At 71.0% G+C, this 24,267-nt stretch carries 19 protein-coding genes, 1 pseudogene and 1 riboswitch; of the genes and pseudogenes, 13 read left to right on the forward strand and 7 right to left on the reverse strand.

All coding sequences use genetic code 11. The features are described from left to right. Positions 1-1,754 precede the first annotated feature (1,754 nt). The 4 genes and pseudogenes from ACIA6A_RS29455 to ACIA6A_RS29470 form a co-directional block, all read left to right on the forward strand. Positions 1,755-2,237 (forward strand): annotated as a pseudogene (locus ACIA6A_RS29455) (hypothetical protein); the annotation flags it as partial. 329 nt (positions 2,238-2,566) lie between these two features. Beyond that, positions 2,567-3,472: a glycosyltransferase family 2 protein gene (locus tag ACIA6A_RS29460; RefSeq protein WP_396101172.1), complete on the forward strand. Its 906-nt coding sequence runs from the start codon at positions 2,567-2,569 to the stop codon at positions 3,470-3,472. After that, positions 3,473-4,924: a polysaccharide biosynthesis C-terminal domain-containing protein gene (locus tag ACIA6A_RS29465; protein WP_396101173.1), complete on the forward strand. Its 1,452-nt coding sequence runs from the start codon at positions 3,473-3,475 to the stop codon at positions 4,922-4,924. A 14-nt stretch (positions 4,925-4,938) separates the two neighbouring features. Then, entirely contained in the window at positions 4,939-5,778 is an 840-nt protein-coding gene (locus tag ACIA6A_RS29470) for a sulfotransferase family protein (protein ID WP_396101523.1), read from the forward strand. On the opposite strand, the gene ACIA6A_RS29475 is transcribed toward ACIA6A_RS29470, so the two are convergent. After that, positions 5,729-6,919 (reverse strand): hypothetical protein, encoded by a 1,191-nt coding sequence (locus tag ACIA6A_RS29475; protein WP_396101174.1) that lies wholly within the window; start codon positions 6,917-6,919, stop codon positions 5,729-5,731. The two genes, ACIA6A_RS29470 and ACIA6A_RS29475, sit on opposite strands and share 50 nt — an antisense overlap. 16 nt (positions 6,920-6,935) lie before the next feature. Then, positions 6,936-8,141, reverse strand: coding sequence for a family 16 glycosylhydrolase (locus ACIA6A_RS29480; RefSeq protein ID WP_396101175.1), 1,206 nt, complete (start codon positions 8,139-8,141; stop codon positions 6,936-6,938). Between the two features lie 45 nt (positions 8,142-8,186). Between ACIA6A_RS29480 and ACIA6A_RS29485 the strand changes: the two genes are divergently transcribed. Both ACIA6A_RS29485 and ACIA6A_RS29490 read left to right on the forward strand, forming a co-directional pair. Then, positions 8,187-9,365, forward strand: a complete 1,179-nt coding sequence (locus ACIA6A_RS29485; protein WP_396101177.1) for a hypothetical protein — start codon at positions 8,187-8,189, stop codon at positions 9,363-9,365. Positions 9,366-9,558: 193 nt separating this feature from the next. Continuing rightward, positions 9,559-9,638, forward strand: a riboswitch (cyclic di-GMP riboswitch). 62 nt (positions 9,639-9,700) lie between these two features. Continuing rightward, positions 9,701-12,619, forward strand: coding sequence for a beta strand repeat-containing protein (locus tag ACIA6A_RS29490; protein ID WP_396101178.1), 2,919 nt, complete (start codon positions 9,701-9,703; stop codon positions 12,617-12,619). 72 nt (positions 12,620-12,691) lie between these two features. On the opposite strand, the gene ACIA6A_RS29495 is transcribed toward ACIA6A_RS29490, so the two are convergent. From ACIA6A_RS29495 to ACIA6A_RS29515, 5 genes are all read right to left on the reverse strand, one after another. After that, positions 12,692-14,548 carry an ABC transporter ATP-binding protein gene (locus tag ACIA6A_RS29495; RefSeq protein ID WP_396101179.1) on the reverse strand — a complete coding sequence of 619 codons (1,857 nt, stop codon included), beginning with the start codon at positions 14,546-14,548 and terminating at the stop codon, positions 12,692-12,694. A gap of 85 nt (positions 14,549-14,633) precedes the next feature. Further along, positions 14,634-16,370, reverse strand: coding sequence for an ABC transporter ATP-binding protein (locus ACIA6A_RS29500; RefSeq protein WP_396101181.1), 1,737 nt, complete (start codon positions 16,368-16,370; stop codon positions 14,634-14,636). A 3-nt stretch (positions 16,371-16,373) separates the two neighbouring features. Further along, a complete protein-coding gene (locus ACIA6A_RS29505; protein ID WP_396101182.1) occupies positions 16,374-16,961 on the reverse strand; it encodes a TetR/AcrR family transcriptional regulator in 588 nt (195 codons plus the stop codon). An 87-nt stretch (positions 16,962-17,048) separates the two neighbouring features. After that, positions 17,049-18,197 (reverse strand): RNA polymerase sigma factor, encoded by a 1,149-nt coding sequence (locus ACIA6A_RS29510; RefSeq protein ID WP_396101524.1) that lies wholly within the window; start codon positions 18,195-18,197, stop codon positions 17,049-17,051. A gap of 9 nt (positions 18,198-18,206) precedes the next feature. Beyond that, positions 18,207-18,614 (reverse strand): YciI family protein, encoded by a 408-nt coding sequence (locus tag ACIA6A_RS29515; protein ID WP_396101183.1) that lies wholly within the window; start codon positions 18,612-18,614, stop codon positions 18,207-18,209. Between the two features lie 137 nt (positions 18,615-18,751). Between ACIA6A_RS29515 and ACIA6A_RS29520 the strand changes: the two genes are divergently transcribed. The 7 genes from ACIA6A_RS29520 to ACIA6A_RS29550 are packed head-to-tail and all read left to right on the forward strand — an operon-like array spanning position 18,752 to position 24,218. Then, entirely contained in the window at positions 18,752-19,129 is a 378-nt protein-coding gene (locus ACIA6A_RS29520) for a hypothetical protein (RefSeq protein ID WP_396101184.1), read from the forward strand. 54 nt (positions 19,130-19,183) lie between these two features. After that, on the forward strand, positions 19,184-19,576 hold the full coding sequence (locus ACIA6A_RS29525; protein ID WP_396101185.1) for an Atu4866 domain-containing protein: 393 nt from the start codon (positions 19,184-19,186) through the stop codon (positions 19,574-19,576). A gap of 51 nt (positions 19,577-19,627) precedes the next feature. Beyond that, positions 19,628-19,942, forward strand: coding sequence for an aldo/keto reductase (locus ACIA6A_RS29530; protein ID WP_396101525.1), 315 nt, complete (start codon positions 19,628-19,630; stop codon positions 19,940-19,942). Between the two features lie 8 nt (positions 19,943-19,950). Further along, the gene (locus tag ACIA6A_RS29535) at positions 19,951-20,475 is read left to right on the forward strand and encodes a PadR family transcriptional regulator (RefSeq protein ID WP_396101186.1); all 525 of its coding nucleotides are present in this window, start codon (positions 19,951-19,953) and stop codon (positions 20,473-20,475) included. Further along, the gene (locus ACIA6A_RS29540; RefSeq protein WP_396101187.1) at positions 20,472-21,152 is read left to right on the forward strand and encodes an ABC transporter ATP-binding protein; all 681 of its coding nucleotides are present in this window, start codon (positions 20,472-20,474) and stop codon (positions 21,150-21,152) included. Before ACIA6A_RS29535 ends, ACIA6A_RS29540 begins: the two co-directional genes overlap by 4 nt. Further along, positions 21,149-23,368, forward strand: a complete 2,220-nt coding sequence (locus ACIA6A_RS29545) for an FtsX-like permease family protein (protein ID WP_396101188.1) — start codon at positions 21,149-21,151, stop codon at positions 23,366-23,368. The genes ACIA6A_RS29540 and ACIA6A_RS29545 overlap by 4 nt, the downstream gene beginning before the upstream one ends. Before the next feature lie 34 nt (positions 23,369-23,402). Beyond that, positions 23,403-24,218 carry an SDR family NAD(P)-dependent oxidoreductase gene (locus ACIA6A_RS29550; RefSeq protein ID WP_396101189.1) on the forward strand — a complete coding sequence of 272 codons (816 nt, stop codon included), beginning with the start codon at positions 23,403-23,405 and terminating at the stop codon, positions 24,216-24,218. Positions 24,219-24,267 lie beyond the last annotated feature (49 nt).

Below are 24,267 nucleotides of genomic sequence, written 5' to 3' on the forward strand. Positions count from 1 at the left end.
GGGCCCCCCCCCCCCCCCCCCGGGGGGGGGGGCGCCCCCCCCCCCCCCGCCGCCCGCGCGCCCCCCCCCCCCCCCCCCCCCCCCCCCCCCGCGGGGGGGGCCGGGGGGCCGCCCCCCCCCCCCCCCCCGCCCCCCGCGCCCCCCCCCCCCCCCCCCCCCCCCCCACGACGCACTTGAGAACCAGAGAGACGAACCATGGATGTGACTGACTCCGTCGCCGCGAGCCGTCAACGGGTGGTGGGCTTCGCGGACGTCGTGCGGATCCCGCTACGGCGCTGGCGCCTCGTGGCCGCCGCCGTGGGGACGACGACGCTCTGCGTGCTCAGCTACCTGCTCCTGCTGCCGGCCACCTACACCGCCACGTCCGTCGTGGTGCTGCGCCCCGTGGTGACCGACCCGTTCACGCTGCCGTCCAGCGGCGCGGACCGGGCGATCAACATGACCGCGGAGAACGGCATCGCCCTCGGCAACGACGTCATCGACTCCACCGCGCGGATCCTGCAACGCGACCCCGACGCCGTCCGCGAAGCGCTGACCACCGAGGTCCCCACGGGTGGGCAGGTGCTGCGCTTCCAGTACGCCGACGACGCCGAGAGCAGCGCGGTGACCGGCGCCAACACGGCCGCCGAGACCTACCTGCGGGTCCGCGAGGAGATCTACAAACAGCAGCGGGCCGCGCTGATGCTCTCCTACGACAACACGATCAAATCCGTCACATCGCAGCGGCAGGCCGCGCAGAAGGGCCTGCCCTCGGGAACGTCCAGCGTGGAGTCCATGTCGCCGCGCACCCAGGCCATGCTGAACCAGGTCGGCGCGCTCAACGACCAGATCGCCCAGCTCGCGAACGCCCGCGCGAAGGTGGCCTCCGCCGACCTCAGCCCCGGCTCGGTCACCGCGGCGGCCCGGGCCCCGGTGCCGTCCAGCCACGACGCCGCCCCGCTGTTCCTGGCCGCCGCCCTGCTCGGCGGCCTGCTGCTCGGCATGATCGCCGCCCACGCCCGGGAAACCCTCGACCGCCGGATCCGCTCCGGCGACCAGGCCTCGGACCTCATCGGCCTGCCCGCCCTCGGCTCGGTCCGAGCAGCGGGCCGCCACCACGGCGAAGCAGCCGCGGCCGACGCCCGCTACGTCTCGCTCGCCCTGCTCAAATGGATCGACGGCAACCCGGACCGCCCCCTGGTCGTCGTCTCCGGCCGCGACGACGAAGGCCGCACCACGGTCACCGCCAACCTGGCGGTGGCCCTCGCCGAAGCGGGCCGTGACGTGACCCTGGCAGCCTCGTCGGGCAGTCAGGAAGAGATCAAGAAAATCCTCTTCTCAGCCCAGAAACGAACACCCCCACGCCCCCGTACGGTCACCCCGTCGTCCCCCGCCCCGACCAGCTTCAACGCCTTCGGCGCAAAGCCAGCCGGCAGCCCCGGGATGGGCGGCCCCGGCCCTGGGATGGGCGGCCCTGGGATGGGCGGCCCCGGCGCTGGCGGCCCTGGGATGGGCGGCCCTGGGATGGGCGGCCCCGGCGCTGGCGGCCCTGGGATGGGCGGCCCCGGGATGGGCGGCTCTGGCGCTGGCGGCCCCGGGATGGGTGGCGCTGGCCTGGGTGGCCCGGGGATGGTGGGTGGCCCGGGCATGGGCGGCCCCCACCTCGGCGCGGGGGCCATGAACGGGGTCGGTGCAAACGGTTCCGGCATCAACGGGGCCGGGCACAACGGTTTCGGTGGGCGGTCTTCGGCCGGACCGGTTTCCGGCGGGCCTGGATCGTATGGCCGTTCGCCCGGCCAGACCGGCGTGATGACCTCGAACGACCCCGCGGCGACGATGATCATCCCGACGACCAGCGGCATGTCGCAACCCCCCGGTGTGCCGGCGACCACGCCCACCGGGCAGCAGGCGGCCGGGCATCAGGCGGCGGGGCAGCAGGCGGCCGGGCATCAGGCGGCGGGGCATCAGGCGGCGGGGCATCAGGCGGCGGGGCATCAGGCGGCCGGGCATCAGGCGGCGGGGCATCAGGCGGCGGGGCATCAGGCGGCGGGGCAGCAGGCGGCCGGGCATCAGGCGGCGGGGCATCAGGCGGCGGGGCATCAGGCGGCGGGGCATCAGGCGGCGGGGCATCAGGCGGCCGGGCATCAGGCGGCCGGGCGACAGGCGGCCGGTGCCTACCACCGGCCGGTCCCCGGGGCGTCGGTCCCTGGGGCAGCGGTTTCCGGGATGCCAACCTCCGGGATGCCAACCTCCGGGATGCCAACCTCTGGGATGCCGATTTCTGGGATGCCGGTGTCGGGGGCGCCGGGCCTGGAGCATCGGGCGCCGTTGGTGGTGCTGGTCGGTGCCGGTGTGGTGCGGCTGTGCACGCTCGGGGACGAGCCGCCGGTCGGGGTCGTCGTGGTCGACGCGCCGCCGTCGGACACCGACGAGCGGGGGGTGCGGGCGGCCCAGGCCGGGGTCGCGGTGCTGGTCGTGGCCCGGGACCGGACCCGCAACACCGAGCTGACCCGGCTCGTGGACCGGCTGCGGTCCGCCGGCGCCCAGACCGTGGGCTTCGTCCTGACCGGGGGCAGTGGTGCCTGACATGTACCCCGATGTCACCGTCGTCGTGGCCACCCGGGATCGGCCGGGGCTGCTCGAGCGGGCCGTCACCAGCATTCTGCAGCAGGAGTATCCGGGCCGGGTCGAGTGCATCGTCGTCTTCGACCAGGTGCCGGTCCGGGACCTGGTGCTCGACGTCGGGCCGAACCGGGCCCTGAAACTGATCTCCAACGTACGGCGGCAGGGGCTGCCCGGCGGCCGGAACAGCGGCGTCGACGCGGCCACCGGGGAGTTGCTCGCGTTCTGCGACGACGATGACATCTGGCTGCCGTCGAAACTGGACCGTCAGGTCGCGATGCTCAGCCACCCGGAGATCGGTGCGGTCACCTGCGGGCTCCGGTTGCGGGGCCCCGGCATCGACAAGGAACGTGTGCTCGACCGCGACCGGCTCTACCTCCAGGACTTCCTCGACGACCGGATCATGGAAGTGCACTCCAGCACGATCCTGGTCCGGCGGGAGATCTGGGCGGCGGCGGGCGAGGTCGACGAGGACATCCCCGGCGGCTACAGCGAGGACTACGAGTGGTTGCTGCGGGTCACCGTGCACACGCCCATCGCCGTGGTGCGCTCGGCGCTGGTCATCGTGGACTGGCACGGCGGGTCGTACTATTTCGGGCGGTGGGCGATGATTGTCGAGGCTCAGCGCTATCTGATCGCGAAGCATCCCGAGCTCGCCACCAGTCGCAGTGGCATGGCCCGGCTGCGCGGTCAGATCGCGTTCGCCCTGGCCTCGGGCAACCGGCGGACCGAGGCGATCAAGGAACTGGCCGCGGTGCTGCGGCTGGATCCGACGGAGAAGCGCGTGCTGGTCACCGTACCCGTGATCCTGGGGTTGCTGACCGGTGAACGGGCCCTGCGGATGGCGCAGAAGCGTGGCCGGGGAATCTGATTGACCACCGCCACAGAGGTACGCCGGAGCACCCGTAACGGGGTGATCGGCCTTGTCGGAGCAGCGGTCAACGGCCTGTTCGGCTTCATCCTCACCACCGTCATCGTCCGTACGTTCGGCACCGAGGGCTCCGGAGCTCTGTTCACCGTCATCGGCCTGGTGACGATCGCGGGTGCGGTCTGCTGCCTCGGCGCGGACACCGCCCTGATGTGGGCCCTCCCCCGCGAGAAGACGGTGGCACGGTTGCTGCCGGTGGCGTTGCTGCCGACGGCCGGGTTGTCGCTGGTCGTCGCCGTCGCCGGGGTGCTGGCCGCGCCGTCGGTGAGCCGGGCGCTGCTCGACGAGGCGGCCGGGACCGGGCTGATGCGGCTCGCCTTCGCGGGCGTCCCGCTGATCGTCGTCTCGACGGTGCTGCTGGCGGCGGTCCGGGCGACCAGGCCGGTGGCCGCGTTCGTCGGTGTGCAGTTCCTGCTGGTGCCGATCGCCCGACCGGCCCTGATGATCGCTGCCGTGACGACCGGCGGTGGGGTGCTGCTCGGTTTCGCGGGCTGGCTGCTCCCGGTCGCCGCGGCGCTGGTCATCGCTATGGTCCTGCTCGCCCGCCCCCGGAGGACTGCAGCCCGGGAAGACGCGAGGCCGGGATGGGGGGTGTTCTGGGGGTTTGCGCTTCCCCGGGCCGTCTCGGTTGCTATCGATGCCGGCAGTATGTGGGTCGGGGTGCTGCTGACCGGAGCTCTTGCCGGGCAGGCCGAGGCCGGGGTGTTCGCCGCGGTCGGGCGGTATGCGCTGGCCGGGTTGTTGATTATGCAGGGTTTGCGGGTGGCGGTGGCTCCTCAGCTGTCGCGGCTGCTGGGGGAGGGGCGGCGGCCGGCGGCGGCCGCGGTCTATCGGCGGACCTCGTTGTGGATCGTCGCGCTGTCGTGGCCGGCCTATCTGGTGCTGGCCATTTTTGCTCCCGCTTTCCTGGAGCTTTTCGGGGCCGGGTTCGGGTCCGGGGCCCCCGCGCTGGCGGTGCTCGCGGTGGCGATGCTGGTGAATGTCGGTGTCGGGCTGGTGCAGACCGTTCTGCTGATGAGTGGGAACAGTCGCGGGCATCTGCTGGCCACCGTCACCGGGCTGGTGCTCAATGTGGCCGCGTGCATCGTCCTTGTCCCCCGGCATGGTGCCTTGGGGGCCGCGATCGCCTGGTCGCTGGGGATTGTTGTCGAGAACGTCATCGCCGCGGTCCTGGCCGGGCGGGCGCTGGGCGAGCCGCTTTTCGGCCGTACCCTCCTGATTTTCGCCGGTGGGGTGACCGGCGCGACCGGCGTCGTGGCCCTGATCGGCGTTTCGGTGGGCGGCCGGGGATTGGCGGGCCTGGGGGTCGCGCTCGCGGTTGTCGCCGGCGGATTCTGTGTCGCGCTGAGCGATCGACGGGTGCGCGCATTGATGAGAGGAATGAGAGTGCAGTGACCGTCAGGGACCGGATGAAGAACGCCGCACCGCGGGGCGCGAAGGAGCAGGTCCGGGAGTTGCTGGTGCGGTACGGCGAGCGCACCAGCGACCGTCGACCGCTGCCGGATTTCCTGGTCATCGGCACGAAGCGGGGCGGCACCACGTCGCTGTGGCGGTATCTGATCCAGCATCCGCTGGTGCCGCGGCTCTTTCCCGCGTGGAACACCAAGACCTCACACTATTTCGAGGAGAACTGGGGCCGGGGTGAGGCGTGGTACCGGTCGCACTTCCCGACCGAGCGGCAGCGGGCCGCCCTGGAAAAGAAGCATGGTGGGCCATCCAAAGTGGGCGAAGCCGCTCCGCTGTACATGTTCCATCCCGAGGTGGCCGGCCGGGTGGCAGACCTGATGCCCGGCGCGCGGATGATCGTGTTGTTGCGGGATCCGGTGGAGCGGGCGTTCTCGCATTGGAAGGAACGCCGGGGCGAGGGTGTGGAGCCGTTGGATTTCGCGGCCGCGCTGGAGGCCGAGCAGAGTCGCACGGCGGGTGGTGACTGGCCGGCGTCGGACTGGTATTCGTACCGGGCGAGGGGCCGTTATCTGGAGCATCTCGAACCGTGGCTCGCGCGTTTCGACCGGTCGCAGTTGCTGTTCGTGCAGAGCGAGACGTTCTATCGTGAGCCCGCCGCCACGTACGCGGGGATTCTCGATTTCATCGGGCTCCCCGCCCATGATCTGCCGGCTTATGACGTCTTCAACGACCGGCCGGGCAAGGGCATGGACGAGGCCGTGCGGGCCGAGCTGACCGGGTATTACCGGCCGTTCAACGCCGCGCTCGAGGAACGTCTCGGGATGCGGCTGACCTGGCCGTGAGGACGTCGAGCAGGGCCGGGTGCAGCTTGGGGTTCCAGCCCGCGCCGCCCGCCGACAGCTCGTGGGTGCGCAACCACAGCTCGACCAGGTAGGCGTCCGCGACGTAGCGTTGCCGGACCGGGTCGAGGCCCAGCCGGGGTCCGTGTTCGGCCAGCGCCGCATCGGCCGAGCGCGCGCAGTCGGCGGCCGGGCGGCCGTGGGTGGACAGTGCCGTCTGGAACGCCAGATGGGCGACGTCGAAACCGACGGGCACACCCGCGGCCCGGTTCTCCCAGTCCCAGACGAGCAGGCCGCCGCGGTGCCGGGCCATGTTCCACGGCACCCAGTCGCCGTGCCAGTCCCCGAACTCCAACCGCAGGTCGACGTCGAGGGCGTCGATGAACGGGTGGATGCGCGGATCGGCGCCGGCCGCCCGCCGTCGCCACGTCGCGATCAGCCCGGTCACCGGCACCGGGTCGGTGGCCGGCCCGCCCCGCCGGGCGACCGCGAGCACCGTGTCGACGCGGGGGTTCTCCGGATCACGGACCCGTTTCACCGTACGCGGCATGGGCTCGATGACCGCGATCTCCCGGCCCTGCCACCGGGTGTGCAGGCGCAGCCGGGGTGCGGGCGGGAACCCGCCGCCGGTGGGCAGCCCGGCGAGCGTGGCGGCCTCGGCGCGGACCATCGCCCGGGTGCCGTTGTTCCAGCCGATCTTCGCGTAGCCGCGCGGCCGGCCGGCGTCGTCGAAGAGCTGCAGCGTGGGTTTGTGATGGGGATCGGGCGGCCGGACCCCGATCGCGGCGTGCAGGCGTTCCTGCCCGAGCTGTTCGGCGAGGAATTCCGGCAGCAGCGGGCCGCCGTGCACCGACAGGACGGGTGCCCTGGTGAGGCCGAGCAGTCCCACCCGGGCCAGCAGCCCGACCGCGGCCCGGCCGGCGCGGACCTTCGGCGGGCGCAACGCGTTGTATGCGAGCAGCGCCGCCGCGGTGACCCGGGGTGAGGCCAGAGGCAGCAGGAACCGGGCACGTTCCAGGGACGGGATCACCGCGTACCGGAGGGTGGCGGCCGGATCGTCGTCGGCCGTGACCGTCACGCCGGGGTTCTCGAAGATGGCCTGGACGACCCACGCGAGGCGCGGTCCGAGGGGGGAGATCGGCACGACTCGATGATAGGGGTCAGCGCTGATAGACCCGGACGTAGTCCACGACGAAGTCGGCCGGGAACGCCGTGGTGGCGTCGGGGGTGCCGAGCCAGCCGCCGGCCTGGATGTTCAGCCGCAGGTGGTACGGCTTGCGGAACGCCTTGCCGAACCACAGTGTGGTGGTGCTGTCCCGGGTCCACACGACCCGGCCGTCGATGGACCAGGTCAGCCGGTCGGCGTCCCACTCGGTCGTGTACGTGTGCCAGCCGCCGGGCGGGACGAGCGGGATCCGGACGTCCTGCTTGACCGGGGTGTAGTCCCAGAAGATGGCCGCCGTCGCCTTGTCGTCGTAGCCGGGGCCGCCGGGGAGCTCGGTCACGTCGATCTCGCCGTTGCCGCCGTCGTCGGGCCGCAACCAGAACGCCGGCCAGATGCCCTTGGCCGGCGCCTCGGGGGAGCGGGCCCGGATCTCGAAGCGACCGTACGTCCACGAGTGCCGCCCGATGGTGTCGAGGTAGGACTGCGTGAACCGGCGGGTCCGGGAACCACAAGCGACCGTTTCCGGTAAAGCGCGCAACGTCAGCGAGCCATTACCGAGCACCGTATTCGCCGGGTTCGCGACATTGCAGCCGAGGTCGATGTCGCGTGCTTCGCCGTCGCGCAGATTCCATTTCGACCGGTCGAGTGCGGTGCCGTCGAACTCGTCGTTCCACACCAGTTCCCAGTCGTTGTCCGGGGTTCGGTAGGAGAGCACGAGTTGGGGTCGTAATCCGGTCTGCGGGTTCTCGGATGACGCCCAGTAGACCCGGGAATGGTGGTCTTCCTGGGACACGGCGAAGGTGTAGGTGCCGTTGGCGCGTACCGGAACCGGGAAGTCGTTGAATCCGGCCCGGACCCGATCGGCGGTCGTCCCGGGCTCGACCCGGATCCGGGCCGGTGCGTCGTGCCAGGCGTAGAGCCGCAGTGTGGCCCGCATCCCGGTCAGGTCGCGGGGCAGGCCGTCGACCTGGAAGGTCAGCGCGGCGTCACGCCGGGCCGCCGGGTTGTGCTCGCAGAGCGCCGGGCAGGTCGCGAGCGTGGTGGCGGCCGTGGTGTCGCCGTCCTGGGCGATCGCGGTGACCGTGTGGTCCGCGATCGGATGCAGCATGCGGTCGGCCGGCGGCGCGGGAGCGGCTCTCTCCCCGGCCAGCAGGAGAGCGGCCGCGAGCAGGACGACGAGCGGACGCACAACGCGAGCCATCGATCGAGACTACTGGGGTGGCACGCTTTCCCTAGGCTCGCGGTCATGCTCCGCAGGATCGCCGCCGTCGTGGTCACGCTGATCGCCCTGGTGGCGGCGGTGCGTCTGGTCGCTCCCCAGCAGGACCCGGCGGGGGTACGCAGCCAGCTGACGTTCCTGCGTTCCGCCCTCGACGACGGGTCGGCGGCCGACGCGCAAAAGCTCTTCCCCGAAGGCTATTTCTTCTCCTACGCGTTGTACGGCCTGGCCCAGGTCGACCTCGGCAACGCGGCGGAGGCCCGCTGGGCGCTCAGCCACCTGACGTCGCCGGCGGGGCGGGCGCCGTTCGACGCGGGGCTCACCCCGGCGTACGGCGTCTTCTATCAGGGCTGGACCAACTGGCTGCGCGGCGGGATCCTGTCGCTGGAGGCGGATCCGCGGCTGAGCGCCGAGTTCACCGCGTCGTCCGCCGCCCTGGCCGCCGCCTTCGACGCGTCCGTGACGCCCTACCTGCCGGCCTATCCGGGGCAGGCCTGGCCGGTCGACTCGACGGTGGCGATCGCGTCACTGCGCCTGCACGACAAACTGCTGGCCCCACGGTACGAAGCGACGGTCGCCCGCTGGCTCGCCGGTGCCGGTGCCCGCCTGGATCCGTCGACCGGCCTGATGCCGCACACCGTGGACCCGGCCTCGGGGTCGCCGACGTCGGTGGCCCGGGGCACGTCGCAGAGCATCATCCAGCGGTTCCTGGTCGACATCGACCCGGCGTTCGCCCGCTCGCAGTACCTCGTCTTCCGGTCCCGCTTCGTCTACCGGCCCCTCGGGCTCGGCCCGGCGATCCGCGAATACCCGTCCGGCCGCGAATACCCGTCCGGCGTGTCCGGCGCGGGCGACGTCGACTCGGGCCCGCTGGTGCTCGGCGCGAGCCTGTCGGCCACCGCGGTGACGCTCGGCGCGGCCCGGGTGCACGGGGACACCCGGCTGGCCGGGGCGCTGGCGAACTACGGGGAGCTGCTCGGCGTACCCGTCTCGACGCCCTGGTCCCAACGCTTTGCCGGCGGCGCCCTCCCGATCGGTGACACGTTCCTGGCCTGGTCGAAGACGGCCCGGCCGTGGGTGTCCGCGCCCGTGCCCGTCACCCCGGCCGGCCCGCCCTGGTGGTGGCGCGTGCCGCTCCTCGCCGGTCTCGCGCTGCTGGTGCTGCTCGGCTGGATCGTGAACGCGAAACGGTCAATCCACGCATAAATGATGGAATGGCTAAAAGCGGGCACTAGTTCACTGTTGTTAGGTGCAAAATGGCTTTCAATCGGCCATCCCGGCGAAAAACTCATTCCGCCCACAGTGCCGTAATTCCCTGGTTACAGTACGAGCGGCGCAATTCCTGGGTGCGAGCTTTGTTCCCGTGCGAAAGGCCTGCGCCGCAAGCCGTCACGAGCGGCACCGAGAAAGGCAAACCCGCCGCAAGGCGGGGACGCAAAGCCAGGGACCTCCCGAGCGGGAGGCGGCCCAGCCGCCGAAGGAGACAGAAACACATGCGCTATCAAGCAGCCCATGCGGCCAGGAGCGGCTCGGTTCCGTTCATGCTGCGTGGACCCAAGTCGGCCAAGAAAGTGCTCTCGGCCGCAACTGCCGGAGTCCTGGGCCTCGGGTCGACCTTGTTCTTCGCGGCGCCCGCTTTGGCCGCCAACGGCACCCTCAGCCTGCAGAGCTCCACCATCTCCGTAGCGGAGAGCGCCGGGAAGGCCACCGTCACGGTGGTCCGGACCGCTGACGGCACCGCGCAGACCGCGCGGAACATCACGTGGACGACCACGGACGGCACCGCGACGACGCCCGGCGACTACACCGGCACCCAGACCGGGGCCGGCACGATGGCCGCGGGTAGCATCGTCGGCCCGAGCGACACCCTCGCCATCGATATCCCGATCATCGACGACAACCTGTACGAGGTGAGCGAGACCTTCACCGTCACGGTGAAGGAGGGTGCCACCACGATCGGGACCGCCACGGTCACCATCACGGACAACGACACCGCGCCGACGTACACGCTGACGGCCACCGGCCCGGTGACCGAGGCGGTGGGTGCGAAGTCGACCGTGACCGCGACGCTGTCGAAGGTCTCTGGCGCCAACACCGCGATCACGCTGAACACCGCCAACGGCACCGCCGAGTCGGGCGTCGCGCCGGATGGCGACTACACCGCGCTGTCCGGTCAGGTCATCAACATCGTCGCCGGTCAGACGTCGGCGAGCTGGGACATCGCGGTCAACCCGGACGGGCTGAAGGACAAGCTCGACACCGAGACGTTCACGGTCAACTCGAGCGCCACCAACGTCACCGCGCCGACCACCGCGTCGGTGGACGTCAGCATCAAGGACATCGACACGGTGCCCAAGCTGACGCTCGGCGGCGGTGGCAGCGCGAACGAGGGTGTCGCCATCCCGTTCCCGGTCACCCTGGACCACGGCTCCGAGCTGCCCATCACGGTGCAGTGGGACGCGGTCGCACCGACCACCCAGCAGACCGACCACAACCTGGCGACGGCGGGTGCGGACTTCAACTATCCGTCGGCCGCGCAGCGGACACTGACCGTCCCGGCGAAGACGACCGCCGCGTCGCCGGCGCTGTCCATCACGCCGACCGCGGACCTGCTCAACGAGCTGCCCGAGGACTTCGCGGTGCAGCTGAGCAACCCGTCGAACGCGGTGCTGGGCACCACCACCAAGATCGACGCCACCATCCTGGACGCCGACACGACGGCCCAGCCGTCCGTGTCGATCACGCCGGTCACGGTGACCGAGGGCAACACCGGCAACACCACCAAGACGTTCACGGCCACGCTGAACAAGGCGTCCGGCCGGACCGTCAAGGTGGACTGGGCCACCACCGCGGACGCCTCACTGGTCGGCACCGGCCACGCGGTCGCCGACAAGGACTACGTCGGCACCAAGGGCACGCTGACCTTCCCGGCCGGCACGCTGACCCAGACGTTCACCGTCGACGTCGTCGGTGACACCATCGACGAGGGCCCGACCCCGCGGGTCGACGCCAACGACGGTGAGACGTTCCGGATCGTGCTCTCCGCGCCGGCCGGTGACACCTCGGCGAACGTCGCGTCGCCGTACACCACCGTCAAGATCATTGACGATGACGCGGCGCCGACGTTCACGTTCGGCGACCTCACGGTCAAGGAGGGCGACACCGCCAACGCGGTGCTGCTGCCGGTGAAGCTCACCGGTTCCAGCGACCAGGCGCTGTCCTTCACGCTCGCCGACATCACCAGCGGCAACACGGCCGGCATCGCGACCGCGGCCCTGACGGCCGTCAACGGGACGTCGACCGTCGGCAGCGACGACTACGACCTGATCGGCACCACCGCCGTGGTCCAGCCGGAGATGACCACCGGTTACGGCGTCGTCCTCGTCAACGGTGACGCGGTCTACGAGCCCGACGAGGTGGCGACGTTCACGGCGACGGGTTCCGCGCCGTACGTGACCGCGCCGCTGGTCGGCACGTCGAAGCTGACGCTGACCAACGACGACAAGGCTCCGGACCTGGAGATCAACTCGGTCGGCGGCAAGGAGGGTGACACGGTCGACGTGACCGGCAAGCTCACCGGTCAGGCGCAGGCCGACATCACCCTGAACGTGACGTTCATGGGTGGCTCGTCGAAGGGCAGCGTCGCGGCCAGCGTCGACGACTTCGTCAACCCGGGTGCCCAGGCCATCGCGGTCAAGGGCGGAACGGCCCCCACGGCTGCGCTGCCGGTCGCGAAGGTCAAGCTCAACACCGACACGCTGACCGAACCGGCCGAGACGATCATCGTCACCGGCTTCGGCCTCGGCAACATCGGCACGGTCACCGAGGGCATCATCACGATCGCGGCCAGTGGCGGCACCACGCCCACCACCCCGCCCACCACCCCGCCGACCACGCCGCCCACCACCGGGGACATCACGCTGAAGTCGGCGGCGAGTTTCCGGCTCGGTAAGGGATCGCTGAAGCTGAGCGGTGTCGGCCCGGCCTCGACCGAGCTCACCCTGTGGGGCAAGGCCGTCGGCAGCGCCGACAGCGCGCCGTGGGAGAACCTCGGCAAGACCACGACCAGTGCTGCCGGTGCCTACTCGTTCATGCCGGAGTTCACCACCACCGGTTGGTGGTTCAAGGCCTCGAACGGTGACAACGAGTCGGACACCATCAAGGTCAACCTGAAGGAAGACCCGGACTTCACCGCGAAGTCCAATGCCAAGGGCAAGGTGACTCTGGGCATCACGGGCGACCCGAAGGTGCGCGGCCTGGCCGTGCGGGTCCTGCGGCTCAACGACAACGACAGCTGGACCACCGTCGGCACCGGCATCCTGAACGCCGACGGCGTGTACTCGCGGACGATCAACGCGGCTTCCGGCTCGACCACCACGTACAAGGCGACGATCTACGGCGACGGCGACGTCGGCCTGCTGACCAACTCCAGCGCCGAAGTGGACGTGAAGGTCAAGTAACACCCTGACCCGACAGAGCTTCACAAGAAATGGGGCGGCCCGATCGGGCCGCCCCATTTCCGTACCGTGATCTCAGTCGACCTCGACCGCGGCCTGGGCGAACTGGGCCGAGTACAACCGGGCGTACGCGCCGTCAGCCGCGATCAGCCGGTCGTGCGAGCCCTGTTCGACGATCGAGCCGTTCTCCATCACCAGGATCACGTCCGCGTCGCGGATGGTGGAGAGCCGGTGGGCGATGACGAACGACGTCCGCCCGGAACGCAGCGTGTTCATCGCCTTCTGGATGAGGACCTCGGTACGGGTGTCCACCGAGCTGGTCGCCTCGTCGAGGATCAGGATGCTCGGCTCGGCGAGGAACGCCCGGGCGATCGTGATCAGCTGCTTCTCGCCGGCCGACACGTTGCCGCCCTCGTCGTCGATCATCGTGTCGATGCCGTCCGGCAGGGAGCGCACGAACCGGTCCACGTGGGCCGCCGCCGCCGCTTCAGCGATGTCGCCCTCGGAGGGGTCGTCCGCGCCGTAGCCGATGTTGTCCGCGATGGTCCCGCCGAACAGCCAGGTGTCCTGCAGCACCATGCCCATGTGCTCACGCAGCTCGGCCCGCGGCATCGAGGCGATGTCCACGCCGTCGAGCGTGATCCGGCCGGACGAGACCTCGTAGAACCGCATCAGCAGGTTGACCAGCGTGGTCTTGCCGGCGCCGGTGGGCCCGACGATCGCCACGGTCTGGCCCGGCTCGGCCGTGAACGACAGGTTCTCGATCAGCGGCTTGTCCGGCAGGTAGCGGAACGACACGTTCTCGAACGCCACCCGGCCCTCGACGGGCCGCACCCCGGCGGAGACCGGGTCCGCGCTCTGCTCGGGCGCGTCCAGCAGGGCGAAGACCCGTTCGGCCGACGCCACCCCGGACTGCACCAGGTTGGCCATGCTCGCGACCTGGGTCAGCGGCTGGCTGAACTGGCGGGAATACTGCACGAACGCCTGCACGTCACCCAGCGACAGGGACCCGGAGGCCACCCGCAGCCCGCCGACGACGGCCACCAGCACATAGTTCAGGTTGCTGATGAACATCATGGCCGGCTGGATCAGGCCCGAGATGAACTGCGCGCGGAAGCTCGACGCGTACAGCTTGGTGTTGTGCTCCGCGAACGTCTCCTCCGCCTCCTGGTCCCGGCCGAACGCCTTGACCAGTGCGTGCCCGGTGAACATCTCCTCGATGTGGCCGTTGAGGCGCCCGGTGGTCGCCCACTGGGCGACGAACTGCGGCTGCGACCGCTTGCCGATGCGGGTGGTCACCCAGAACGACAGCGGCACGGTGACCAGCGCGATCAGGGCCAGCAGCGGGGAGATCCAGAACATCACCGCGAGCACCCCGACGATCGTCAGCAGCGACGTGATCAGCTGGGACATCGTCTGCTGCAGCGTCTGCGCGATGTTGTCGGTGTCGTTGGTGGCCCGGCTGAGCACCTCGCCGCGGGCCTGCTGGTCGAAGTACGACAGCGGCAGCCGGGACAGCTTCAGCTCGACCTGTTCGCGCAGCTGGTACACGGTGGTCTGGACGACCCGCGCGGTCAGCCGGCCCTGCAGCACGCCGAACACCCATGCCGCGACGTACAGCGCGAGCACCCCGGCCAGGATGTGCCACAGCCGGGTGAAGTCGACGCCCCGGTCCGGGGCCAGGTAGCCCTCGAAGATGACGTCGGTGGCCTTGCCCAGCAGCCGGGGGCCGGTGACCGACAGAGCGACACTGGCGATACCGAGCGTCAGCACTGCCGCGATGAGCAGCCGTTGCGGCCGCAGCATCCCGAGCAGCCGCTTCGTGGAACCCTTGAAATCCTGCAGCTTCTCGGCGGGCATCTGCCCACCCATCATCCGTACGGCCGGCGGTCCACCCATGGGCGGACCCGGCCTGCGCACCGGCCCGGTCATGCTGTGCCCTCCTTAGGCATGCCCTTCTGGCCCTCGCGGTCGCGGCCGTCGGCAGCGCACGCCGGGGGAAGCTCGGTGCAGTCGGTCATGCCGCCGCCTCCTGCTCGGTCAACTGCGAAAGAACGATCTCGCGGTACGTCTCGTTGCCGTCCATGAGCTCGGCATGGGTGCCCGAGCCGACAACCTGGCCGTCGTCGAGGACCACGATGCGGTCCGCGTCCCGGATGGTGCTGACCCGCTGCGCCACGATCACCACGGTGGCCCGCGCGGTCCGCTCGGCGAGTGCGGCCCGCAGCGCCGCGTCGGTGGCGTAGTCCAGCGCGGAGAACGAGTCGTCGAACAGGTAGATCTCCGGCTGCTGGACCAGCACCCGGGCGATCGCCAGCCGCTGCCGCTGACCGCCCGAGACGTTGGTGCCGCCCTGCGCGATCGGCGCGTCCAGACCGCCCTCCATCCGTTCCACGAAGTCCCGGGCCTGCGCCACCTCCAGCGCCGACCACAGCTCCTCGTCGGTGGCGTCGGGCTTGCCGTACCGCAGGTTCGACGCCACCGTCCCGGTGAACAGGTAGGGCTTCTGCGGCACCAGCCCGACCACCTTGGACAGCAGCGCCGGGGCCAGCATGCGCACGTTCACCCCGTCGACGAGCACGTCGCCGCCGGTCGCGTCGAACAGCCGTGGCACCAGGTTGAGCAGCGTGGTCTTGCCGGCGCCGGTGCTGCCGATCACCGCGGTCACCTCGCCGGGCCGGGCCTGCAGACTGACGCCGTTGAGCACCGGGGCGGCCGCGCCGGGATAGTGGAAGTCCACCCCGCGCAGCTCCAGGAAGCCGTGCCGGTCCAGCGTGGTGACCGGCTCCGCCGCGAGGTGTACGGACGTGTCGGTCCCGAGCACCTCCTCGATGCGCTCGGCACACACCTCGGCCCGCGGGATCATGACGAACATGAACGTCGCCATCATGATCGACATCAGGATCTGCATGAGATAGCTGAGGTACGCGGTGAGCGCCCCGATCTGCATCGATCCGTCGTCGATGCGGTGCCCGCCGAACCACAGCACCGCCACGCTGGAGATGTTGACGATGAGCATGACGGTCGGGAACATCGTCGCCATCACCCGCCCGACCCGCAGCGACACGTCGGTCAGCTCGTCGTTGGCGGCCCCGAACCGGGCGTGCTCCCGCTCGTCGCGCACGAACGCGCGGATCACCCGGATGCCGGTGATCTGCTCGCGCATGACCCGGTTCACCTTGTCGATGCGCACCTGCATGCTGCGGAACAGCGGCCGCATGATCGACGTGAGTGTCAGGACCACGGCGACCAGCAGCGGCACGATCACCAGCAGCAGCGCGGACAGCGGCGCGTCCTGGTGCAGCGCCAGCAGGATGCCGCCCACGCACATGATCGGCGCGGAGACCATCAGCAGGAACGTCATCAGCACCAGCATCTGCACCTGCTGGACGTCGTTCGTGGTCCGGGTGATCAGCGACGGCGCGCCGAACTGCCCCACCTCCCGGGCCGAGAACGACATGACCCGGGTGAAGATCGCCTCCCGCAGGTCCCGCCCGACCGCCATCGCGGTCCGCGCCCCGAAATACACCGCCGCGATCTGCGCGACGATCTGCACGAGCGTGATGCCCAGCATCTCCACGCCGACCCGCATGACATAGCCGGTGTCGCCGGGCACCACTCCCTTGTCGATGATGTCGGCGTTCAGCGCCGGCAGATACAACGTCGCCAGCGTCGCGACGAACTGGAAGAGCACAACCAGGAAAATCGCATTCTTGTACGGCCTCAGCCGCGCGCGTAACAGTCGGATCAGCACCTGTCAGGCACCCCCGTGGTCGGTGGATGAAGAAACCAGAAGTCCGTCGAGGAGCAGGGAGACCAGCTCCTCGCCGTCGAAACGATCGGGATCCCCGAACGGCCCGAAGGCGTTGCCGCCGCAGAAGAGCAGGAACAGCCCGGCGACGGCGTCGGGCGCCCGCCGCAGCAGGGCGGCGTCGGGCAGCACGAGCTCGGCCAGCGCGGCCTGCAACTGCCCCCGCGCGGCACCCATCCGGGCGGCGGCCTCCGGGTGGGCGCCGGACATGAACACCAGCTTCCGCGCGGCGGTCATCAGCGGGGCATGGGTCGTGAAGCGTTCGTGCACCAGCTCGGCGGCCGCGGCGAGCCGGGCCCGCAGCGGCAGGTCGCTGTCGATGGCCTGGATCGCCCGCAGCGTCGGATCGGGGTCCAGGGCGTCCATGAGCACGTCGACCAGCAGCGAGTTCTTGTCGGAATAGACCCCGAAGATCGTGCCCTCGGCCACCCCGGCGGCCGCGGCGATCTGCCGGGTGCTGACCTCCAGCCCGAACTCGCGGAGCAGCGGCAGAGTCGCCGAGACCAGCGCGGCCCGGCGGTCCTCGGGCGCCATCGGCGCTACTCTGCGTCGCCGGATCTGCTCAGGGGAATCCACACCGCAAGGTTAATGAGCGAGCACTCACTCAGCCACTGACATTTGTCACGTGTCGTCGGCCCGGTTGTTGAGGCGGGCGGCCTGGCGGGTGAGGTGGTCGCGCTCCGGGAGGCTGGGTGCCGAACGGGCGGCGTCGGCATAGAGCCGGGCCGCCGTCGCCAGGTCACCGTCGCGTTCGCGCAGGTACGCCTCGACCGCCCGGAAACGGGGCAGGGCCGGGTCGAGTTTCGCCAGCTCGGCCAGGCCGGCGCGGGGCCCGTCGGCCTCGCCCACCGCGACGGCGCGGTTGAGGCGGGCCACCGGACTGCCGGTCAGGCGCACCAGTTCGTCGTACCATCCGACGATCTGGACCCAGTCGGTCTCGGCGGCGGTCCGGGCGTCGGCGTGCAGTGCGGCGACGGCCGCCTGAGCCTGGAACTCGCCCAGCCGGTCGAGGGCCAGCGCGCCCTGGAGCAGGGCGACGCCCTCGGTGATCAGACCGGTGTCCCAGCGGCCGCGGTCCTGCTCGGCCAGCGGCACGAGGCTGCCGTCCGCGGCGGTCCGGGCCGGGCGGCGGGCGTGGTGCAGCAGCATGAGGGCGAGCAGGCCGGCGACCTCCTCGTGGGCGACCCGGGCGGCCAGCTGGCGGGTGAGCCGGATCGCCTCGGCGGCGAGGTCGACGTCGCCGGAGTAACCCTCGTTGAACACCAGGTACAACACGCGCAGCACGGTGGCGACGTCGCCGGGGCGGTTGAATCGCACGCCCGAGACGGTGCGCTTGGCCCGGCTGATCCGCTGGGCCATGGTCGCTTCCGGCACCAGGTAGGCCTGGGCGATCTGGCGGGTGGTCAGGCCGCCGACCGCGCGCAGGGTGAGCGCCACGGCCGACGCCGGGGTCAGCGACGGGTGGGCGCAGAGGAAGTACAGCTGGAGCGTGTCGTCCCGCTCCTCGCCCGGCGCGGGTGCCGGCTCGCTGTCCACCCGGACCTCACGGTGCCGCCGGGAGGCGTCGGCGCGGGTGGCGTCGAGGAACTTGCGCCAGGCCACCGTGGTCAGCCAGCCCCTGGGGTCGCGCGGCGGGTTGCCCGGCCATCCGCGGACGGCCTCGAGCAGGGCTTCCTGCACCGCGTCCTCGGCCGCCGCGAAGTCGGCTCCGCGGCGGACGAGGATGGCGAGCACGGTGGGGGTGAGGGTCCTCAGCAGGGCCTCATCCACCATGGTGGGTCACTCCGTGACAGTCAGGGGCGGGGCCAGGAACGGGCGCAGCTCGATCCACTCGTGCAGGGGCTTCCCGCCGGAGCCGGGGGCGGCGGACAGCTCGCCGGCGAGTTCGAGCGCCCGCTCGTACGTCTCCACGTCGATCACCATCCAGCCCGCGATCAGGTCCTTCGTCTCGGCGAACGGCCCGTCGGTGACCGGCGGCCGCCCCTCGCCGTCGTAACGCACGAACGTGCCCTCCGGTGAGAGCGCCTGGCCGTCGACCCACTCGCCGGTGCCCTCGAGCCGATCGGCGAACTCCTGCATGAACTGCATGTGGGCGGAGATCTCCTCCGGCGTCCACTTGTCCATCGGCACGTCGTTGAGCGGTGCCGGAGCGCCGCGGTAGTGCTTGAGCAACAGGTACTTGGCCATCGGATTCTCCTCGCTGCGGTACGGCCATTGTGGCCGCGTCCGATCCAGGGACGAAGCCCGGCATGGTTTCTCGACATCGGGGGTACAGGACCGGGCGAATTAGACAAAACGGACTTGGGGGGTTGGGGTTGAAGCGTTTGACGATCGGGATCGCGGCCGTCGTGGGTCTGCTGGTCGCGGGTTCCCCCGCGCAGGCCGCGCCCTCGTACACACCGCAGGGTGTCTGCGGGAGCGGGTACTCGGTGCAGCGGTCGCACGCGCTGCCGGGCGCCACGACCTACCAGCTGTACAACGGCAGCTCCACCTGTGTGGTCACGATCAAGAGCCAGCAGCGCGGCACAGCCACCAAGATCACCGCTGGGCTGCTGGTCAAGGGTGGATCGTGGGCCTACGACACCGGGAACTACACCTACTACGCGGGGCCGGTGAAGCAGAAGAGCAAGGGCAAGTGCGTCGCCTACTTCGGCTACGCGAAGGGCAAGAGCTACACCAGCCCGTACGCGAACTGCGGTTGATCCTGGGTGTGATGCACCCTGGTCGACGGGCGCTGTCGCGGTGACGCTGGAACCATGAAGTCGTTCGATCGTCCCGTGACCATCGTCCCCACCGCCCCCGGCGACCTGAGCAGTTTCGTCGTGCTGGAGGGCGCGCGTCCCGGGCCGCTGGAATCCATGATCTGGTGGCCCCGGGATGTCGCCTTCCAGTACGGCGAGCCCGTCCCCGGCCCGAGCGACAGCCCGCACCTCGGCGTCTGGACCGACGAGCGCACGGGCGTCATCCAGGAGCTCACCCCCGACGGCCGCTACGACGAGACCCGCAACGGCCGCCGGCACGCCTACCAGGGCAACTTCTGGATCGCCGGCGACCACATCGTCTACCACGACGACCTGGACTTCTGGGCCTACGGCACCTTCGTGGCCGGCACCCTCGAGCACGCCGACTTCCGTTTCCGCCGGGCATGAGCCATGAGGACCAGGGTCCGGCGATGACCTTCGGAAACCCGCTGCCGCCGGATCCTCGACTCGTTGGAGGCCGGCCTGCGCCGCCTGGGCACCGACTATCTCGACATCTACTGGGTGCACATCTGGGGCCGGGTGACGCCGCTGGAGGAGACGATGCGGGCGCTCGACGACGTCGTCCGGGCGGGCAAGGTGCTGTATGTCGGCATCTCGGACGCGCCGGCCCGGGTCGTCGCCCGCGCCAACACTCTCGGTCTCGCCGTCACCGCGTGGGGCCCGCTGGGCCGCGGTGTCCTGTCGGGCCGGGCTTCCCGTCCGACTTCCTCTTCTGAAGGCGGTATTCCCTCGGCGTATACTCTCGGCGTATAGTCATCCGCATGACGGTGCCTCTGACACTGCTCGGCCTGATCGAGCGTGCGCCCAGCCATGGTTACGACCTCAAGCGGGATTACGACGCGCACTTCGGGCGGGGCAAGCCGCTCTCCTTCGGACAGGTGTATTCGACGCTGTCCCGGCTCGCCCGTGACGGCAAGGTCGTGGTCGGCGACATCGGTCCGGGGGAGGGCCCGGACCGCAAGCGTTACGTCATCACCGACGCCGGGGCGACCGAGGTGGAGACCTGGCTGACCCAGCCGGTCGAGCCCGAGCCGCACCTGCAGGCCGTGCTGTTCTCCAAGGTCACGCTCGCGCTGATGCTCGGCCGCGACGCGGAGGCCTACCTCGACCTGCAACGCGGCGCGCACATGCGCCGGATGCGGGAGCTCACCGAGATCAAACGCGCCGGCCCGCTGGTCGACGCGTTGCTGGCCGACCACGGGCTGTTCCACCTGGAGGCCGACCTGCGCTGGATCGACCTCACGGTGTCGCGCCTCGACGCTCTCGCCACGGAGGTGCGGCGATGAGCCTGCTGACCGCGCGAGGGGTCAAGCTGTCGTTCGGCAGCACCCCCGCGCTGCGCGGGGCCGATCTGGTGGTCGGTGCCGGGGAGATCGTGGCGATCATGGGGCCGAGCGGGTCCGGGAAGTCCACCCTGCTGCACTGCCTGGCCGGGATCCTCGTGCCGGACGAGGGTGAGATCACGTTCGACGGGCGGCGCATCGACGCGCTGGGCGAGACCGGGCGCAGCGCCCTGCGCCGGGACACGTTCGGGTTCGTGTTCCAGTTCGGTCAGCTGGTGCCCGAGCTGACCGCGGAGGAGAACGTCGCGCTCCCGCTGCTGCTCAGCGGGGTGCGCCGGGCCAGGGCGATCCAGCGGGCCCGGGAGTGGTTCCCCCGGGTCGGGCTCGACGGGCTCGGGGACCGCCGCAGCGGTGAGCTGTCCGGCGGGCAGGCCCAGCGGGTCGCGCTGGCCCGCGGGCTGGTCGCCGAGCCACGGGTGCTGTTCGCCGACGAGCCGACCGGGTCTCTCGACTCGCTCGCCGGCGAGCAGGTCATGAATCTGATGGTCGAAGCGGCCCGGGAGCGGGGCACGACCGTCGTCGTGGTCACCCACGAGGCGCGGGTCGCGGCGTACGCGGATCGTGAGGTCATCGTCCGCGACGGTCTCGTGCACGACATGGCCGGGACGGCCGCCCCGTGATCCGGTTGGGTCTGCGCCTCACGCTGGCCGGCGGTCGCGAGGCCGCGATCCGGCTCACCCTCATCGCGGTGGCGGTCGCCCTCGGGGTCGCGATGCTGCTCGCCGCGGTCGGGGGCATGTCCGGCGTGCGCAAGCAGAGCGCCCGGTACGGCTGGGCCAACGCGGCCGTGCAGCCCGCCCAGCAGGCGGACCGCGATCCACTCTGGTGGCACCTGATCATCGACGGGTATGACGGCAGCACGATCGGCCGCGTCGACCTCGCCGCCACCGGGCCGGGATCACCCGTCCCGCCGGGCCTGACCCGCCTGCCCGCTCCGGGGGAGTACTTCGCGTCGCCGGCCCTGCGGGAGCTGCTCGCCACCGAGCCCGCCGACCAGCTGAGAGATCGCTTCCCCGGCCGGCTCGTGGGGACGATCGGCAATGCCGCCCTGCCCGCCCCGGAGTCCCTCGTCGCCGTCGTCGGCTACACCCCGGCCGAGCTCTCCCGGCGTCCGGGAGCCGTGCGGGTCTCCGTCATCCCGGCCGGAGTCGCCCCGGCGAACTGCCCGGACGGGTGCTGGGCGGGGATCCCCGAGAGCGGCCTGCTGCTGATCCTCGCGGTGGTCACCGCCGCCATGATCTTCCCGCTGCTCATCCTGATCGGCTCGGCCACCCGGCTCGCCGCGGCCCGGCGCGAACAACGGTTCGCGGCCATGCGCCTGGTCGGCGCGACACCCCGGCAGGTAGCGATCGTCTCGGCCGTCGAGTCCACGGTGTCCTCGCTGGCCGGCACCGCGGCGGGCTTCGTGATCTTCCTGCTCGTCCGGGACCGGCTGGCCACGATCCCGTTCACCGGCACGTCCATGTTCCCCTCCGACCTGACGCCGGATCTCCGGGGCCTGCTCGGCGTGGCTCTGGGCGTACCCGTGGCCTCCGCCCTGGCCGCGAGATTCGCGCTGCGCCGGGTGACCATCTCACCGCTCGGGGTGAGCCGGCGCGTCACACCGCGACCACCCCGGGCGTACCGGCTGATCCTGCTCGTCCTGGGCCTCGCCGAGCTGGCCTATTTCGTCGGCCGGCGCCCGGAGACGTCGAACGGCCAGGTCCTGGCGTTCCTGCCGGGCATCCTGATCGTCATGGCCGGTCTGGTGGTCGCCGGTCCCTGGCTGACCATGGTCGCGTCCCGGGTGCTGGCGTCCCGGGCCCGCCGCCCGGCCGCACTGATCGCCGCCCGGCGCCTCGCCGACAACCCGGCCACCGGCTTCCGTGCGGTGAGCGGTCTCGTCCTGGCCCTGTTCGTGACCAGCGTGGCGGTCGGCGTGATGGGCACCATGGCCGCCGCCGCCGGTGAGCGTGACCCGGGCTCGAACACCCTGATGGGGCTGATCTTCCGCGACGAGCAGCACGCGCCGACCGGAGCGGTGATCCCGGCCGGGCTCACCGGCCTCGACGGCTTCCGGGGCGCGACGGCCGTCCGGGCCGCCCCCGAGGGGTCGAAGTTCACCACCGGTGACGGCTTCTCCCTGGACGCTCTGGTGTCCTGCGCGGATCTCGCCCGGATGCCCGGGACGACTCCCTGCGAACCCGGCGCGACCACCGCCTGGGCCATGATCGACCTACGGGCGAGATCCGATCCGTGGCCGGCCGCGTGGCGGACCGGCTGGCCCGCCGCCGACGTCACCCCCGACCAGCTCCAGGCGCTGCCGGCGGTCACCCTGATCGTCGCCACGGACGGCACCCCGGGTGCGGTCGAACGCGCCCGCACGGTGGTGGCCGGCGCGTACCCGATGACGTGGGGAGCCGAGACCGACGCCGAATGGCAGGCCGAGACGGCCCGGGTGTTCGAGGGCTGGCGGCGCCTCGCCGACGTCGTGGTCCTCACCTCGCTCGTCCTCGCCGGACTGAGCCTGGCGGTGAGCGTGGCGGGCGGCCTGACCGAACGCCGGCGACCGTTCAGCGTGCTGCGCCTGACCGGCGTCCCGCTGACCATGCTGCGCCGCGTCGTGGCTCTCGAGAGCGTCACCCCCCTCGTGGCGGCGGCGCTGACAGCGGTGGGCACGGGTCTGCTCTGTGCCCACCTGTTCCTGACCGCCCAGATGGACCTGCCGTTGCACTCGCCGGGTGCCGGGTTCTATCTGACGGTGCTCCTGGGCATGCTGCTGTCCCTGGCGGTGGTCGCATCCACCCTGCCCCTGCTCCGCCGCACCACCGGCCCGGAAGCAGCCCGTAACGACTGAGGAGTTCTTGACCAACCGGTCCACCATCGTTATTGTGGACCGGTCGGTAAAGAACTCGTGCACGTCGTTCATGTGGGGAGATCTCGTGGGTCAGCTGGACGGAAAGACCGCTCTGGTCACCGGGGGTAGCACGGGCATCGGCCTGGCCACCGCGCAGCGCTTCATCGCGGAGGGGGCCCGCGTCTGGCTGACCGGCCGTCGCCAGGCCGAGCTCGATGCCGCGGCCGCTCTGCTCGGCGACCGGGCGACCGCGGTCCGCAGTGACATCTCCAGCCTGGACGATCTCGACCGGTTGTTCGACCGTGTCCGCGGTGCCGGCGGCGGTCTGGACATCCTGTTCGCCAACGCCGGCGGCGGCAGTGCGCTGGCGACCATCGACGCTCTCACCCCGGAGAACTTCGACCGGACCTTCGGTATCAACGTGTGCGGCACCGTCTTCACGGTGCAGAAGGCGCTTCCGCTGCTGGCCGATGGGGGCAGTATCGTGCTCACCGGATCCAGCAGTGCCAGCCGTGGCAACGCCGGGTTCGGCGACTATTCCGCGTCCAAGGCGGCCATCCGCCAGTTCGCCCGGGTCTGGGCGACGGAGCTGGCGGCCCGGCGGATCCGCGTGAACGTCATCGTTCCCGGTCCGACCGACACCCCCGGACTGCGTGGCATCGCCCAGGAACCCGGTCACGTGCAACCCCTGCTGGACGCGATGGCCGGCAGCGTGCCGCTCGGCCGGGTCGCTCGACCCTCCGAGATCGCCGCCGCCGTGCTGTTCCTGGCCTCCGATCAGTCGAGCTACGTCACCGGGAGCGAGCTGTTCGCCGACGGTGGTGAGGTGCAGGCGTTCACGGCGGCCTGACTCGGCCGACCGTCGTGGACCGCGTGGTCAAGAACTGGGTAGGGTGCTC

Origin of the sequence: Actinoplanes sp. NPDC051494, assembly GCF_044454705.1 — a bacterium.
Classification (GTDB): domain Bacteria; phylum Actinomycetota; class Actinomycetes; order Mycobacteriales; family Micromonosporaceae; genus Actinoplanes.

Bases quoted from the DNA above. Each gene is read 5' to 3' on its own strand.
- ACIA6A_RS29460 (WP_396101172.1), top strand. From the start codon at position 2,567: ATGTACCCCGATGTCACCGTCGTCGTGGCCACCCGGGATCGGCCGGGG.
- ACIA6A_RS29470 (WP_396101523.1), top strand. From the start codon at position 4,939: ATGAAGAACGCCGCACCGCGGGGCGCGAAGGAGCAGGTCCGGGAGTTG.
- ACIA6A_RS29480 (WP_396101175.1), bottom strand. From the start codon at position 8,141: ATGGCTCGCGTTGTGCGTCCGCTCGTCGTCCTGCTCGCGGCCGCTCTC.
- ACIA6A_RS29485 (WP_396101177.1), top strand. From the start codon at position 8,187: ATGCTCCGCAGGATCGCCGCCGTCGTGGTCACGCTGATCGCCCTGGTG.
- ACIA6A_RS29490 (WP_396101178.1), top strand. From the start codon at position 9,701: ATGCTGCGTGGACCCAAGTCGGCCAAGAAAGTGCTCTCGGCCGCAACT.
- ACIA6A_RS29495 (WP_396101179.1), bottom strand. From the start codon at position 14,548: ATGACCGGGCCGGTGCGCAGGCCGGGTCCGCCCATGGGTGGACCGCCG.
- ACIA6A_RS29505 (WP_396101182.1), bottom strand. From the start codon at position 16,961: ATGGCGCCCGAGGACCGCCGGGCCGCGCTGGTCTCGGCGACTCTGCCG.
- ACIA6A_RS29515 (WP_396101183.1), bottom strand. From the start codon at position 18,614: ATGGCCAAGTACCTGTTGCTCAAGCACTACCGCGGCGCTCCGGCACCG.
- ACIA6A_RS29525 (WP_396101185.1), top strand. From the start codon at position 19,184: ATGAAGTCGTTCGATCGTCCCGTGACCATCGTCCCCACCGCCCCCGGC.
- ACIA6A_RS29535 (WP_396101186.1), top strand. From the start codon at position 19,951: ATGACGGTGCCTCTGACACTGCTCGGCCTGATCGAGCGTGCGCCCAGC.
- ACIA6A_RS29540 (WP_396101187.1), top strand. From the start codon at position 20,472: ATGAGCCTGCTGACCGCGCGAGGGGTCAAGCTGTCGTTCGGCAGCACC.